This is a genomic window from Streptomyces flaveolus, from assembly GCF_000716535.1.
GTDB lineage: Bacteria > Actinomycetota > Actinomycetes > Streptomycetales > Streptomycetaceae > Streptomyces > Streptomyces flaveolus_A.
The window spans coordinates 234,393-248,758 of the sequence record NZ_JNWV01000001.1 but is presented as its reverse complement, the minus strand read 5'-3'; the positions used below and the strand labels follow the sequence as shown (position 1 = coordinate 248,758).

Annotated in this window: 14 protein-coding genes and 1 tRNA gene; 6 read left to right on the top strand and 9 right to left on the bottom strand. The window is 72.8% G+C overall.

The genetic code is table 11. The features are described 5' to 3' along the window. Positions 1-39 precede the first annotated feature (39 nt). From OO52_RS01125 to OO52_RS01115, 3 genes are all read right to left on the bottom strand, one after another. The gene (locus OO52_RS01125) at positions 40-1,695 is read right to left on the bottom strand and encodes a long-chain fatty acid--CoA ligase (protein ID WP_030639976.1); all 1,656 of its coding nucleotides are present in this window, start codon (positions 1,693-1,695) and stop codon (positions 40-42) included. A 161-nt stretch (positions 1,696-1,856) separates the two neighbouring features. Beyond that, the gene (locus OO52_RS01120; protein WP_030639977.1) at positions 1,857-2,414 is read right to left on the bottom strand and encodes a SigE family RNA polymerase sigma factor; all 558 of its coding nucleotides are present in this window, start codon (positions 2,412-2,414) and stop codon (positions 1,857-1,859) included. 148 nt (positions 2,415-2,562) lie between these two features. Beyond that, entirely contained in the window at positions 2,563-3,729 is a 1,167-nt protein-coding gene (locus OO52_RS01115) for a lipid-transfer protein (RefSeq protein ID WP_030639979.1), read from the bottom strand. Here OO52_RS01115 and OO52_RS50660 point away from each other — a divergent pair. Next, entirely contained in the window at positions 3,728-3,889 is a 162-nt protein-coding gene (locus OO52_RS50660) for a hypothetical protein (protein WP_158712465.1), read from the top strand. The genes OO52_RS01115 and OO52_RS50660 overlap by 2 nt on opposite strands. Positions 3,890-4,046: 157 nt before the next feature. Here OO52_RS50660 and OO52_RS01110 read toward each other — a convergent pair whose 3' ends face one another. Further along, a complete protein-coding gene (locus OO52_RS01110; RefSeq protein ID WP_030639981.1) occupies positions 4,047-4,358 on the bottom strand; it encodes a hypothetical protein in 312 nt (103 codons plus the stop codon). 369 nt (positions 4,359-4,727) lie between these two features. On the opposite strand from OO52_RS01110, the gene OO52_RS01105 reads away from it, so the two are divergent. After that, positions 4,728-5,600 (top strand): bifunctional DNA primase/polymerase, encoded by an 873-nt coding sequence (locus tag OO52_RS01105; protein WP_030639983.1) that lies wholly within the window; start codon positions 4,728-4,730, stop codon positions 5,598-5,600. A gap of 61 nt (positions 5,601-5,661) precedes the next feature. Here the strand turns inward: OO52_RS01105 and OO52_RS01100 are convergent, their stop codons facing one another. The 3 genes from OO52_RS01100 to OO52_RS01090 all read right to left on the bottom strand — a co-directional run bounded on the left by OO52_RS01100 (position 5,662) and on the right by OO52_RS01090 (position 7,864). Beyond that, entirely contained in the window at positions 5,662-6,051 is a 390-nt protein-coding gene (locus OO52_RS01100) for a hypothetical protein (protein ID WP_234317004.1), read from the bottom strand. A gap of 194 nt (positions 6,052-6,245) precedes the next feature. Then, positions 6,246-6,330, bottom strand: a tRNA-Ser gene (locus OO52_RS01095). Between the two features lie 97 nt (positions 6,331-6,427). Continuing rightward, positions 6,428-7,864, bottom strand: a complete 1,437-nt coding sequence (locus OO52_RS01090) for a S1C family serine protease (protein ID WP_030639987.1) — start codon at positions 7,862-7,864, stop codon at positions 6,428-6,430. Positions 7,865-8,102: 238 nt separating this feature from the next. On the opposite strand from OO52_RS01090, the gene OO52_RS01085 reads away from it, so the two are divergent. The 3 genes from OO52_RS01085 (at position 8,103) to OO52_RS01075 (ending at position 10,789) form a co-directional block, all read left to right on the top strand. After that, positions 8,103-8,930: a glycerophosphodiester phosphodiesterase gene (locus OO52_RS01085; protein WP_030639989.1), complete on the top strand. Its 828-nt coding sequence runs from the start codon at positions 8,103-8,105 to the stop codon at positions 8,928-8,930. 94 nt (positions 8,931-9,024) lie between these two features. Further along, entirely contained in the window at positions 9,025-9,666 is a 642-nt protein-coding gene (locus OO52_RS01080) for an ATP-binding protein (protein ID WP_063738763.1), read from the top strand. Between the two features lie 160 nt (positions 9,667-9,826). Then, entirely contained in the window at positions 9,827-10,789 is a 963-nt protein-coding gene (locus OO52_RS01075; protein ID WP_030639993.1) for a DUF5926 family protein, read from the top strand. A 260-nt stretch (positions 10,790-11,049) separates the two neighbouring features. Here the strand turns inward: OO52_RS01075 and OO52_RS01070 are convergent, their stop codons facing one another. After that, on the bottom strand, positions 11,050-11,523 hold the full coding sequence (locus OO52_RS01070) for a hypothetical protein (RefSeq protein ID WP_030639996.1): 474 nt from the start codon (positions 11,521-11,523) through the stop codon (positions 11,050-11,052). A 172-nt stretch (positions 11,524-11,695) separates the two neighbouring features. Further along, on the bottom strand, positions 11,696-12,361 hold the full coding sequence (locus OO52_RS01065; RefSeq protein ID WP_030639999.1) for a bifunctional DNA primase/polymerase: 666 nt from the start codon (positions 12,359-12,361) through the stop codon (positions 11,696-11,698). A 612-nt stretch (positions 12,362-12,973) separates the two neighbouring features. Here OO52_RS01065 and OO52_RS01060 point away from each other — a divergent pair. Further along, complete coding sequence (locus tag OO52_RS01060; RefSeq protein WP_030640000.1) at positions 12,974-14,347, top strand: PP2C family protein-serine/threonine phosphatase; 1,374 nt, start codon at positions 12,974-12,976, stop codon at positions 14,345-14,347. The last annotated feature ends 19 nt before the right edge of the window (positions 14,348-14,366 follow it).

Below are 14,366 nucleotides of genomic sequence, written 5' to 3'. Positions count from 1 at the left end.
CGGGCCGCCTCCTTCCCGGGAGGCGGCCCGCGGGGGCCGTCAGAGCCGGGTGACGTCCAGCCGCCCGTCCGCGTACCGCCTGCGCAGCACCTTCTTGTCGAACTTGCCCACGCTCGTCTTCGGTACCGACTCGACGACCGTCCAGCGCTCGGGGAGCTGCCACTTGGCGATGCGGCCCTCCTCCAGGAGGAAGGTGCGCAGGGTCTCGAAGTCGGCGGTCGCGCCCGGCCGCAGGACGACCGTGGCCAGCGGGCGTTCGCCCCACTTCTCGTCCGGTACGGCGACCACCGCGGCCTCGGCGACGTCCGGGTGGGACATCAGCGCGTTCTCCAGCTCGACGGAGGAGATCCATTCACCGCCGGACTTGATGACGTCCTTGGCGCGGTCGGTGAGGGTGAGGAAGCCGTCGGGGGAGATGGTGCCGACGTCCCCCGTCTTCAGCCAGCCGTCCTCGCTGAACTTGTCGGCGGGGCGCAGGGGTTCGGCGTCGGGGCCGTTGTAGTACGCGCCCGCGATCCAGGGGCCGCGCACCTCCAGCTCACCCGCCGACGCGCCGTCCCAGGGCAGGCGTTCGCCGCCGGGGCCGGTGAGGCGGGCCTCGACGCCGGCCGGGAAGCGGCCCTGGGTGAGGCGGTAGGCGAACTCCTCGTCGGTGCCCGCCGCGTGGGCCGGCGGGCGGGCGACCGTGCCGAGCGGGGAGGTCTCCGTCATGCCCCAGGCGTGGCAGACCCGCATGCCCAGTGCGTCGAAGGCCTCCATCAGGGAGGGCGGGCAGGCCGAGCCGCCGATGGTGACCTGGGTGAGGGCGGAGACGTCGCGGGGTGTGGCGTGCAGCTCGCCGAGGAGGCCCTGCCAGATGGTCGGGACGGCCGCCGCGTGGGTGGGCCGTTCGCGTTCGATCATCTCGGCGAGCGGGGCGGGCTGGAGGAAGCGGTCCGGCATCAGCATGTTGACGCCGGTCATGAAGGTGGCGTGCGGCAGGCCCCAGGCGTTGACGTGGAACTGCGGGACGACGACGAGCGAGGTGTCCTGGTCGGTGAGGCCCATCGACTGGGCCATGTTGACCTGCATGGAGTGCAGGTAGATGGAACGGTGGCTGTAGACCACGCCCTTGGGGTCGCCGGTGGTGCCGGAGGTGTAGCACATGGCGGCGGCCCGGCGTTCGTCCAGCTCGGGCCAGTCGTAGCCGGCCGGCCGGCCGGCGATCAGTTCCTCGTACTCGTGCACCTGGGCGGTGGCGCCCTGGAGCGGGGTGCGGTCGCCGGGCCCGGACACGACGATGTGCTCGACGGTGGGCAGCTTGGGCAGCAGCGGCGCGAGCAGCGGGATGAGCGAGCCGTTGACGAGGACGACCTTGTCGGCCGCGTGGTTGACGATCCACACCAACTGCTCGGCGGGCAGGCGCAGGTTGAGCGTGTGCAGCACCGCGCCCATGGACGGGATCGCGAAGTAGGCCTCGACGTGCTCGGCGTTGTTCCACATGAGCGTGGCGACCCGGTCGTCGCCGGTCACGCCCAGTTCGTCCCGCAGGGCGTGCGCCAGTTGGGCGGCGCGGGCCCCGACCTCGGCGAAGGTGCGCCGGTGGGGCTCGGGTTCTCCGGTCCAGGTGGTCACCCGCGACGAGCCGTGGACCGTCGACCCGTGGGTCAGGATCCTGGAGATCAGCAGCGGTACGTCCTGCATGGTGGCCAGCACGGCGTTCCTCCCGGGCGACATTGCCTACGCGGTAGTAGGGGGGTGCGCTGATTCTGCGCACATACCGCGCGGTATGTCACTAGGGGGCGTGTCACTGAGGCAGGAAAATCCCGGCCGGTGGCGAGGAGATCCCGGCCGGCGGGCCGGTGACCGGACTGCGGCTAGCGGGCCAGCACCAGTTCGGGGTCCTCGCGCAGCTTGCCCAGCGCGCGCGACACCGCCGACTTCACCGTGCCCACCGACACGCCGAGCACCTCGGCGGTCTGGGCCTCGCTGAGGTCCTCGTAGTACCGCAGGACCACCATCGCCCGCTGCCGGGCCGGCAGCCGGAGGACCGCCCGCCACATCGCGTCGCGCAGCGCCTGCCGCTCGGCCGGGTCGTCGCCGCCGGGGGCGGGCTCCGGCTCGGGCAGTTCCTCGCAGGAGAACTCGTCCACCCTGCGCTTGCGCCACTGCGAGGTCCGGGTGTTCAGCAGCGCCCGGCGCACATAGCCGTCGAGCGCGCGCTGGTCCTCGATCCGCTCCCAGGCCACGTAGGTCTTGGCGAGCGCGGTCTGCAGCAGGTCCTCGGCATCGCTCGGGTTGGCGGTCAGCGAGCGCGCGGTGCGCAGCAGGACCGGCTGACGGGCCCGCACGTACGACGCGAACGACGGGTAGGCGGGAGTCTGCCGCCCGGGTGCGGCGGCGGCCGAGGCGCTGGTGCAGACGGGTGTGGTCATGACTCCACGCTAGGAGTGCGGCCCACGGCGGCGGATCGGCCGCAGGTCCCGGAGGCACGTCCCCCTCAGGTTGTAGGGGTGGGGCTGCCTCCACCTCCTGAAGGTGGAGTGCGGGTGTGCCCCGTCTGCGGGTACGACCCTGAGGAGGTCAGCCGTCCGCCGTCAGGACCAGCCCCGATGTCGGCACCCCGGTACCGGCCGTCACCAGGGTGCGGGCCGCCCCCGGGACCTGGTTCACGGCCGTGCCCCGCAGTTGGCGGACCGCCTCCGCGATGCCGTTCATGCCGTGCAGGTACGCCTCCCCGAGCTGGCCCCCGTGCGTGTTCAGCGGCAGTCTCCGCTCCGCCACGTGGTCCGCCGCTTCACCCCTCCCGCAGAACCCGAACTCCTCGAGCTGCATAAGCACGAACGGGGTGAAGTGGTCGTACAGGATGCCCACGTCGATGTCGTCCGGGCCGAGTCCGGAGGTGCGCCAGAGCTGGCGGGCCACCGCGCTCATCTCGGGCAGGCCGGTCAGGTCGCCCCGGTAGAAGCTGGTCATCTGCTCCTGCGCCCGGCCCGCGCCCTGGGCCGCCGCCGCGATCACGGCGGGCGGCCGCGGCAGGTCCCGGGCCCGCTCCACGGAGGTGACGACGACCGCCTGTCCGCCGTCGGTCTCCTGGCAGCAGTCCAGCAACCGCAGCGGCTCGGCGATCCAGCGGGAGGCGGCATGGTCGGCGAGCGTGATCGGGCGGCCGTGGAACCAGGCGGCCGGATTGGTCGCCGCGTACGCGCGGTCCACCACGGCCACGTGCCCGGACGCCTCCGGTGTCAGCCCGTACGCGTGCAGGTACCGCCTTGCCGCCATCGCCACCCAGGAGGCCGGGGTGAGCAGCCCGAACGGCAGCGTCCAGCCGAGCGCCGCCCCCTCCGCCGACGGCTCCCGGTGCTGCACCCCCGCGCCGAACCGGCGGCCCGACCGCTCGTTGAAGGCCCGGTAGCAGACCACCACCTCGGCCACGCCCGCGGCCACCGCGAGGGCCGCCTGCTGGACGGTGGCACAGGCCGCCCCGCCGCCGTAGTGCACCCGGGAGAAGAAGGACAGCTCGCCCATCCCGCAGGCCTGGGCGACGGTGATCTCCGGGCTGGTGTCCATCGTGAAGGTGACCATCCCGTCCACGTCGGCCGGGCCGAGCCCGGCGTCGTCGAGCGCGGCCCGTACGGCCTCCACCGCGAGCCGGAGTTCACTGCGGCCGGAGTCCTTGGAGAACTCGGTGGCGCCGATGCCGGCGATCGCCGCGCGTCCGCCGAGGGTGTCGCGGGTGCGCAGGCTCATGATCGCACCAGTGCCGGATCATCGGCGCGTTCACCGGGTCCTTGCCGACACCCGCGACGGCGGCGGGCAGGCCCTCGAACGCCTTGAGCCGCGCGCCCAGTTCGTCGTGCACCTGCTCGTCGCTCACCGGCACCCCCTGATCCCGTCGGACGCTTTCTGACTGTCCGTCAGATGTCGGGAGGTGTCAAGGTCGGCAGCGGTCGGACCGGACCGGGAACACGCCGACGCGGCGGCACCGAAGCACCGCCGCGCCGACGTGTGACGACCCCGAAGCACACCCCGCGAGCGCCCTCCTCATGAGGACACTCGCCCCCGGCTCACCAGAGCTGGGTGAAGTTGACGTCGATGTTCTCGTTGCCCTGCCGGATGGCCGTGAACGCGGAGCCGTTGACCTGGGCGGTGTTGCTCTGGTTCGAGGCACCGGAGCCGACCGCGTTCTGGTTCGTGGTGGACGAGTTGCCGTTGTTGTCGTCGCCGACCCCGCTGCCGAGGACGGCCGCCACGCCCGAGTTCGATCCGTCGTCCGCGAGAGCGCCGTTGTCCGCCGTCGCTACGCCGGCGAAGAGTGCGGCTGCGAGCGGGAGAGCGGAGACGGCGGCGAGAACGCGGGCGGTACGGATGCTTGCCATGTGTTCCTCCAGAACCAAGCACTCTGCGGCCCTAGGGCCGGAAGTACGTGAACTACGGCTGGCGTCAGGGCGGTTGGCCGACCGCCTTGACTGTCGTGGACGACGTCGCGCCTCCAGAGTTGCCCACCGAATCCCCGGCGAACCATCCCGGAAGCCGCGATTCGCACGCAAGCGTGATGACAAGTCGATAAACCCCTATCGCCACCTTTGGTCACATCGGCTCCGATGACAACGCCGACCCGGGCATCCCGGCCTCAAGCGACACAAGGGAGGAATCGTTTAGGCACCCTTCCGGCCAATCTCCCCCGTACCGGCACGCCACGCCTGCCCGCCCTTCCCATCTTCGAACGTGTGTACGAACATGGACGCATGGCCACCATCGACCGGCAGGCCACGACGCTGGCCCTCGCACACGCCCTGTCAGTCGCCGAACGCGGACTGGCCGTGATCCCCCTGTCCCGGACGAAGCTCCCGGCCCTGCGCTCCCCGCACCACGACGACCCGAGCCCGGCGGGGCGGCCCTGCCACGGCGAGTGCGGCCGCCTCGGCCACGGCGTGTACGACGCCACCACCGACCCCGTCCGCATCCGCGAGCTCTTCACCGCCGCGCCCTGGGCCACCGGCTACGGCATCGCCTGCGGGCTGCCCCCGTACCACCTGATCGGCGTCGACCTGGACACCAAGTCCGGGACGGACTCCTCGGCGGCCCTGCGGGAACTGGCCCTGCGCCATCTGTTCACGATCCCGGAGACGGTCGTCGTCCTCACCCCGAGCGGCGGCCGTCACCTGTGGCTGACCGGCCCGTCCGACACCGTCGTACCGAACTCGGCCGGCCGGCTCGCCCCCGGCATCGACATCCGGGGCGCCGGCGGCTACCTCGTCGGCCCCGGCTCCCGTACCGACCACGGCGTCTACACCGCCGCGCCCGGCACCGCCGACCTCGCCCCGGCCCCCTGCCCGCCGTCCCTCCTGCGGCTCCTGCTCCCCCCGCCCCGGACGCCCCACCCCACCCGTCCGGCGGTGGGCGGCCACGGGCAGGGGCTGGTCCAGTTCGTGCTCGCCGCGCACGAGGGGCAGCGCAACACCCGCCTCTTCTGGGCGGCCTGCCGCGCCTACGAGAACGGCATCGGACCCGCCCTGACGGACCCCCTCGTGGCCGCCGCCCGCGACACCGGGCTGACCGAACGCGAGGCCCGCGCCACGATCGCGTCGGCGGCCAGGCTGACCGGGCACCGGCCGTGAGAGGAGCGGCGCCGGCAGGACAGGGCGAGGGGCGGGGCCGGGAAGACCTTCACCCCACCGGCTAGGCGAGCAACGGCCAGAGGTAGACGACTCCCGCGATGCACCCCGTGGCCGACCAAGCCATCCAGTACAAGGAGAAGGTGTCGAGGGGCACCTTGGCCCAGGGTTTCTTCTCCTGTTCCGCGATCTCGGACGCGACCCGTTTCGCCACCGGCACCAGCATGACGACGAACATCAGCAGGGCACAGCTGTAGAAGTACAGGGTGTGCGAGACGGAATAGCCTTTCACCACGGCGTTGGGCAGCAGGAACACCCAGCCCGCCAGTGGGGCGATGACCATGCGCCGCTTCGCCTTCGGCGTCGGCATGCACCAGTACATCGCGGCCAGGTAGACGACGGTGACGCCGACCGCGATGAGCCACCAGTCGTCCGTGGTCAGGTGGGCGTGCATGATCGGGGCTCCTCCTGAGGCGGAACGTACGAGCACGGTCGCGGCGGTGGCCGGACGGGTCGCGATGCGGTGGCGAGGCCGGCCTCCTGCTTCGGACCACAGGCCGGCGTCTTCGGTTCCAGGCCGACGCCCGACGGAATCGCCGACGGGATCGGCCCCTGACCGTTTCACCCGGTCAGGGGCCGTTCACTGCGCGGTGGGTGTGGGATTTGAACCCACGGTGACTCGCGCCACGACGGTTTTCAAGACCGTTCCCTTAGGCCGCTCGGGCAACCCACCTCGTCCCCGTCCCACCTGGGGCGGAGCGGGTACAGCGTACCGGGCGCGGGACGGGGTGTGGGGGCATGGCCCCCACGGGTCGGTTGTGGCCCACGGGTCAGCTGTCGCCCACCCGGGACCCCAGCGTCAGTTCCACCGTGTGCTCCTGGCCGCCCCGCTTGTAGGTGACCGTCACCTTGTCGCCCGGCTTGTGGGTCCAGATCTCGCCGATCAGGGTCGGCCCGCTGTCGATCACGTGGTCGTCCAGCTTGGTGATGACGTCACCGGGCTTGAGGCCGGCCTTGTCCGCCGGACCGCCCGACTCGATCGCGGCGGAGCCGTCCGTGCCCTGGTCGGTGATCAGCGCGCCGTCGCCCGAGTCCTGCAGGGAGACGGAGGCGCCGATGCGCGCGTACACCGGCTTGCCGGTCTTGATCAGCTGCTGGGCGACGTACTTGGCCTGGTTGATCGGGATGGCGAAACCCAGGCCGATCGAGCCGGACTGGCCGGTGCCGAAGCCTCCGCTGCCGGTGGACTGGATCGCGGAGTTGATGCCGATGACCGCGCCGGAGGCGTCCAGCAGCGGGCCGCCGGAGTTGCCGGGGTTGATGGACGCGTCGGTCTGCAGGGCGCTCATGTACGACGCCTTGCTGTTGGAGCCGCCGTCGCTGGAGGCCACCGGGCGGTTCTTGGCGCTGATGATGCCCGTGGTGACCGTGTTGGACAGGCCGAAGGGGGCGCCGATGGCGATGGTCTCGTCGCCGACGGCCACCTTGTCGGAGTCGCCGAGGGCGAGCGGCTTGAGGTCGGAGGGGGCGTTCTTGAGCTTGATGACCGCGACGTCGTAGCCCCGCGCGTGGCCGACGATCTCGGCGTTGTACTTCTTGCCGTCCGGGAAGGTGGCCGTCAGCTTGCCGCCGTCCACGGCGTCCGCCACCACGTGGTTGTTGGTGACGATGTGGCCCTGGGTGTCGAAGACGAACCCGGTGCCCGTGCCGCCCTCGCCGTTGGTGCTCTCCGCCTCGATGGTCACCGTGCTGGGCAGCGCCCTGGCGGCCACGTTGGCGATCGTGCCCGGCGCGCGCTTGACCTGCGTGGCGCCGCTGTCGGACGCGGAGACCGTGGTGGAGCCGCTGTCGTCCCGGTCCTTGGCCAGGGTGTAGCCGAGCCCGCCGCCCAGGCCGCCCGCCACCAGAGCGGCCACCAGGACCGCCGCCACCAGACCGCCGCGTCCGCCGCGCGGCTTGGAGGCGGGCTGCTGGTAGGTGCTTCCCCAGCCGGTGCCCGCACCGCCGGAGGCGCCGTCCGCGTAGGCCGGGGTGGCCGGCGGCGGAGGCGGCCAGGAGCCGTCGGGGGCCGGGCCGGGCTGGTGCGCGGGGCCGTGGCCCGCCGCGGCGGAGGCCGCCGGGGCCTCGTGGGGCACGGGCGGGAGCGGAGCCGTCGGCTCGCTCCCCTCGGGCGCGGGGCCCTGCGGGGGAGCGGTCGGAGAGGCCATCGGCACGGGAGGTGCGGACGGCGCCGGGGGTACCGCGTTGCCCTCGTTCTCGGTGCTCACAGGTCTTCTCCTCGATCCACGCCTGGTGTCATCGGTCGCACTGGTCTGCAGTCAGCTTTTCCCACGGGCCGTCAGAGCACCATAAGCGGTGGCTGTGGGTCCGGCAGCCGTCTTTATATAGGTTTATATAGGATCTTCCGAGCAAAAGTTTTATAAGGTGCGCGCTGGATGCCCCCGTTCGTCGCACGGACGCGCCCGCGCCGCCACGTGTACCCGGCGACGGTGGCACCATGACGCGGTGACCCACGCACGACAGCACTCCCTCCAGGTCGTCGCCCACCGCGGCGCCTCCGACGACGCACCCGAACACACCCTCGCCGCCTACCGGAAGGCGATCGAGGACGGCGCGGACGCCCTGGAGTGCGACGTACGGCTGACCGCGGACGGCCATCTGGTCTGCGTCCACGACCGGCGGGTGAACCGTACCTCCAACGGCCGCGGCGCGGTCTCCGCGCTGGAACTGGCCGATCTGGCCGCCCTCGACTTCGGCTCCTGGAAGACGCGCGAGGCCTGGCGCGGGCGGGACGAGGAGCCCGACTGGGAGCACCGGCCGGAGGACCGCGAGGAGACCTCCGTGCTCACTCTGGAGCGGCTGCTGGAGCTGGTCGCGGACGCCGGGCGGCGGGTGGAGCTGGCAATCGAGACCAAGCACCCCACGCGCTGGGCGGGTCAGGTCGAGGAGCGGCTGTTGAGCCTGCTGAAACGGTTCGGGCTGGACGCGCCGGCCTCCGCCGCCGAGTCGCCGGTCCGGGTCATGAGCTTCTCGGCCCGTTCGCTGCACCGCGTGCGGGCCGCGGCGCCGACGCTGCCGACGGTGTATCTGATGCAGTTCGTCTCGCCCCGGCTGCGCGACGGGCGGCTGCCCGCGGGCGTGAGCATCGCCGGCCCCTCGATCCGCCTCGTGCGCGGTCACCCCGCCTACGTCGAGCGGTGGAAACGGGCCGGTCACCAGGTCCACGTGTGGACCGTGAACGAGCCCGAGGACGTCGACCTCTGTGCCGGGCTGGGCGTCGACGCCCTCATCACCAACCGCCCGCGCGCGGTGCTGCGGCAACTGGGCCGCTGAGCCGGCCGGTCCGCCACGCCGACGGCCCCTCGTCCCGTGCGGTCCCGTCACGGGGTGTGCTCCGGCGCGTTCGCTGCGTGTCCGCCCGTGTCGAATGCGTCACCGGAAGAGGATTGGCCGGTTTCCGGCACAGACCAAGAGGGCATCCACTCCGTGGCGTGGGGCGAAGGAGGTCTCGGGGGTGGCGTTGGTGGTGGCACAGGAGGTGCCCACGTCGTCGAGCATGGCCGTACCCCATGGCCCTGCGGGCGTGGGGAAGGCGCGGCACCGGATGCGGGCGCAGCTACGCAGCGGTGGCGTATCCGAATCGGTCATCGACGACGCCGTACTGATCCTTTCCGAACTGTTGAGCAACGCCTGCAAGCACGGGCGGCCCCTGGGGGACGCGCCGGCTGGGGACGGGGACGTCCGCGCCGCATGGCGGGTCGACGCGAGCGGGCGGCTCGTCGTGGAGGTCACGGACGGCGGCGGCCCGACCCGCCCGGCGCCGGCCACACCCTCGGTGACCGCGCACGGCGGTCGCGGGCTGAACATCATCACGGCCCTCGCCGACGACTGGGGCGTCCGGGACGACGTCCAGGGCGAGGTGACGGTCTGGGCACTGGTCCACGAGGACGTCCACGATCCCGATGCCGGGTGCCGCCGCGACGGTTTCGCTACGCGCGTCACCCGCTCCGCGCCGCTGCCCGGCCTGTCCGGCCTGGACTTCGCCGACGCGTTCGACGACCTGGACTGAACCGGGACGGCCGGCAGGCGTCGCCCCCGGGCATCCAGCTCCCCCGGATTCACCCGCCGGCGTCGAGCGCGCGTGCGTTGTCCACAGGTTCCCGTCGGGCATGGTCCGAACGGCTAGGCTCCCGACGTACGAGAAGAGCCGTAACCGGGAGACGCCCACCATGGCCAAAAAGCGACCCCAGACGAAGGCCAAGCCGCAGCTGATCGACGGGGAGATCCCGGTTGTCGGCGCCCGCGAACCCTGCCCCTGCGGCAGCGGCCGGCGCTACAAGGCCTGCCACGGCCGGGCCGCCGCGCACGCCGCGACCGAGCTGGTGCAGCGCCCGTTCGAGGGACTGCCCGGCGAGTGCGACTGGGTCGCCCTGCGCGAGCTGGTCCCGGCCGCGACGGCCGAACTGCCGCTTCGGGGCGGCCTGCCCGAGGGCGTCCCTTCGGTCACCCTCGCCACCGTGCTGCCGATGGCCTGGCCGGCGCTGCGCCGCGACGACGGCTCGGTCCTGCTCGGCCTGCAGAACGACACGGCGTCCGGCGACATCAGCCGCGACCTCGCCGACACGCTGCTGCGCGCGCTGGAAGCCGCGCCCGGCACCCCGGTGCAGGGCCGCCGGGCCCCCGCCGAGGGTCCGCGACTGCAGGATCTGCTCGACCCCGAGGGCGCGTTCGAGCCGGTTGTGCACAGCGGCTTCGAGTTCTGGGTGCCGGACGCGGAGAACGCCACCCCGGAGGTGGCGGCCTCCCTGGAGCGGGCCAACGCCGCCGCCATCCCGACCGTGAAGCTGTCCGGCGTGGACGCCGCCTACTGGTGCGAGACCCCGGAGAAGAACCACCTGCGCTGGGTCATGCCCCACCCGGAGGAGCAGCTTCTGGACGCCCTCGCGCGGTTGCACGCGGCGGGCCGGTCCAGCCTCGGCGAGGGCACCCGGCTCGTGGGCTCCTTCCGTGCCCACGGTCTCATCGTGCCGGTCTGGGACCTGCCGACCGGGGTCACCGCCGAGGACGTGGAGAAGCCGGCCGCCGAGTTCGCCGAGCGCCTCGCCGCCGCCCTCGCCGTCCAGGAGCCGCTGACTCCGGACGAGCGCCGGGCGCGCGGCGGCCTGACCAACCGGCAGGTCACGCTGAGCTGACGCCCGCGCGCCGGTGTCACGGCTGACCGGTCGGTCAGCCGTGGCACCGGACCGTGCGGCAGGTGACTCCTGTCACAACTCCCGGTTCCGACAGGGCAATCGATGTCCGAATAGCCAACCCGGAATTTGCGAACCGCCGATCTCTTGTTACCGTTCCAGTAGCCCGGTTGCTGGTGCATCCCCCGTCGCCAGCAACCGGGCCTTTCCATGCCCGCGTACGGCGGCCGCCGCGCAGCCGGTCGTCAACTCCGCCCGACGGCTCAGGAGTTGCTGCCGGAGCGGAGCAGCAGCGCCCCGTCCGGGTCGCGCTCGGCGAACTCGGTGACGGCCGTGTAGGAGTCCGGCCCGCCCCGGCTGCGCTCGCGCGGAGTCTCACAGGTGGCGGGCTCGTCGTCGGCCCCGGTCGCACAGCGCATCTGCACGGTCCGGTCGCCCGGTCCCATCAGGCTCAGCACCGAGTCCAGCGACCGGCCGGTGGCGTTGCGGTAGTAGGTACGCGCCCAGGTGTCCTCGCCCTGCGTCAGCACACAGGTCTGCGCCTCGATGCCGTCGGGCGAGGTGAGTTCGGGGCCGCAGCGGGAGGAGGTGGCGAGCCCCGGGCCGGGCAGCCGGGGGGAGCCGTGGCCGGTGTCCTGGCGGGCCTTGGCGTCGTGGCGGGGGGCGGCCGGTGCGGCGGCGCGGGCGGCGTCGCCAGCCTGCCGCGCGGAGGCCACGGCCAGCGGCAGCGCGACCATGGCCGCCACGAAGCCCGCGAGGGCGAGCAGACGGAGCTGCCGGGGGTCGGGCCGTCGGTGGTTGCGCCGACCGCGGTGCGGCCGTGGGGCGCGGTGGCCGCCGTGTTGACGCTGCATATGCGGACGATAACGAGCGAGCGGGGCTCGCCGGCCCCGCTCGCGCCCGACACCCCTACAACTCGGGCGCGCTCACACCCGTACGAGTGAGGGCGTCGACCACGGCGTCCACCACGGCCTCCACATCGGGCACCCAGGGCGCGGCCGAGCCGGGCAGCGGCGCCCGCTCCCAGCGGACGGCGCCCTGGCCGGTCTCGGACGGGGGCAGCGCGAGATAGCCGCCCTCGCCGTGGAAGCGCAGGGAGCCGGGGACGAAGTCCTTGGCGTAGAGCAGTTCGCCGAGCTGCTCCATGGAGTACGGCTTGACGAGCAGCGCCCAGCGGGTGGGCGCGGCGATCACCGGTCCGAGCCGCATGCCGCGCCGGTCGAGCAGGGCGAGGGCGCGGGAGGCGGCGAGCGCCGGCAGGCTGACCGCGCAGGGCGCCTTGCCTCCGGTGGCCAGGATGATCGGGGCGGCCGGCCGGTTGGTCCACCACCAGCGCACCATGCGCGCGTCGGTGGTGGCGGCGAGCAGGCCGGGGTCGAAGGGGTGCGCGCCGGGCACCGTGCACTCCGGGTCGGGGCAGGCGCACTGGGCCCGCCCCTGCGGGTCCGGCGCCACACCGGGGAGTACCGGCCACTGCCATTCCGTCGCGAAGCTCAGGGCCGCGCCGATCAGTTCAGGCCTCCCGCCGTTCCGCCTGGACAGAAGCCTGCGTCGCCTTCCGAGGATCTCGCGCATGAGCGCTCGTTCCTTTCCGTTGCACCGCTGGCAACACCGTGGGCCACATCACACCATGTGTCGATCACTTCACTGTGCGTACCTGTTGGCGCATCACACCCCCGCGCACGGCGGGGGGAACCCCAGGGGGTCGAGCGTTGGCCGCGTCCGCGTCCATAGTGCGTCTATCAAAAGCACGGCTGCGGCGCGGGGGTGGCGAAGTCTGGCGTTTTGCCGTCGCGCGTATTTCTCTCCGCCTCCGCCACGGGAGGATGGGGCTCGGCCGTCGGTGGCTATGACGCCCGGGTCCGTCGCCAGGTTCCGGGTGGCCCCCAACCACCCCTGGCCTTCTCCGAGTACGTACCCATCACGACCGCTGTGACGCTCTGTGGAGCAAGGCCAGTCGACCGCAATGAACCGATACCTAAGGCAGTTTTGAGCCAACTTGGCGGTAAGGCAAGGGGTTCGGGAAAAACCCTCACCAACCTCATGGACACCAGGAATCCCCGCAGGACAATGCTGGACATCCCCTTACGAGTGCGTGTACATGTGGAGACACTGCTAGCGGCGCAGAATGACATGGGGGTTTGCGATGCTTTTCAGCAATACGCACCGGTCTGAAGGCCGGACGCCATGAACGCCCCGCACCCTCCGAAAGTGGCTGGAATCGATCCCACGGTTCCCACATCAGCACACACTGCCGCACCCGCCTCCCCCGTCCCCGCGGTCCCCGCGCCGCACAGCCCCGCCCCCGGCACCCTGCTCCAGGACCGGCTGGCCGGATGGGTCTCCGATCTCACGACCCTCCACGAACTCACCGAGCGCCTCTCCCGCACCAGCGCCCTCGACCCCGCCCTGCACGAACTCCTGCGCGCCGGCGCCGCCCTGGTCGGCGCCCGCCGTGGCCTGGTCGTCCTGGAGCCCGCCGACGGCGACGGCCCCCGCACCACCCTCGGCCTCGGTCTGGGCCGCGCGGACCTCGGCCACATCGAGACCGTGCCGCGCGGCGCCCTGCCGTACGACACCGGCGGCACCGCCGAGATCGTCCATCCCGACCTGTTCGCCGAGGACGGCCTGGACCCGCGCCACCGGGAGGTGGCGGCCCGCCTCGGATACGCCGCCAGCTACGCCCTCCCGCTCGCCACCGAGTCCGCCGGCCGCCTCGGCGCCGCCGTCTGGCTCTACGACGAACCGGCCGAGCCGCACGAACGCCGGCGCCACCTCGCCGGCCTGTACATCCGGCACGCCACCGAGCACCTCGCCCGGCTGCTGGAGGTGGAGCGCACGCGCGCGTGCGTGGCGACCATCACCGACGAACTGCTGCCCGCCCGGCTGCCCCGGGTGGCCGGCGTCCAGCTCGCCGCCCGGCACCGCACCGGCCCGCGCGGGGGCGGCGACTGGTACGACGCCCTGCCGCTGCCGGAGGCCGCCCTCGGCCTCTCGGTCGGCTCGGTCACCGGCTCCGGGCCGAGCGCCGTGGCCGCCATGGGCCGGCTGCGCGCCTCCCTGCGCGCGTACGCCGTGATGGAGGGCGAGGATCCGGTCGCCGTCCTGTCCGACCTGGAGCTGCTGCTGCGGCTGACCGAGCCCGCCCGTTCGGCCACCGCGCTGTTCGCCTACTGCGAGCCCGCCGTGCGCAAGGTCACCCTGGCCGGTGCCGGGCACAGCCCCCCGCTGCTGATCGGCGAGCGGCGCACCGAGTTCGCCGAGACCTCCGTCTCCGCGCCGCTCGGCATGCTCGCCTGCTGGGAGGCGCCCAGCGTGGAGATCCAGGCGGAGGCCGGGGAGACGGTCCTGCTCTACACCGACGGGCTGCTGCACCGTACCGGTGACCCGATGGACCGGGCCTTCGCCCGGCTGCACGCCGCCGCCGCGGGGGTCCCGCGCGCGATGCGGCAGGATCCGGGAGCCGTCGCCGACCACGTCCTGCGCGCGGTCCTGCCGGACGGCCTGGACGCGGCCGACAGCGAGGAGGACGTGGTCCTGCTGGCGGCCCGCTTCGACTGATCCCCGCGCCCGGGCGGCT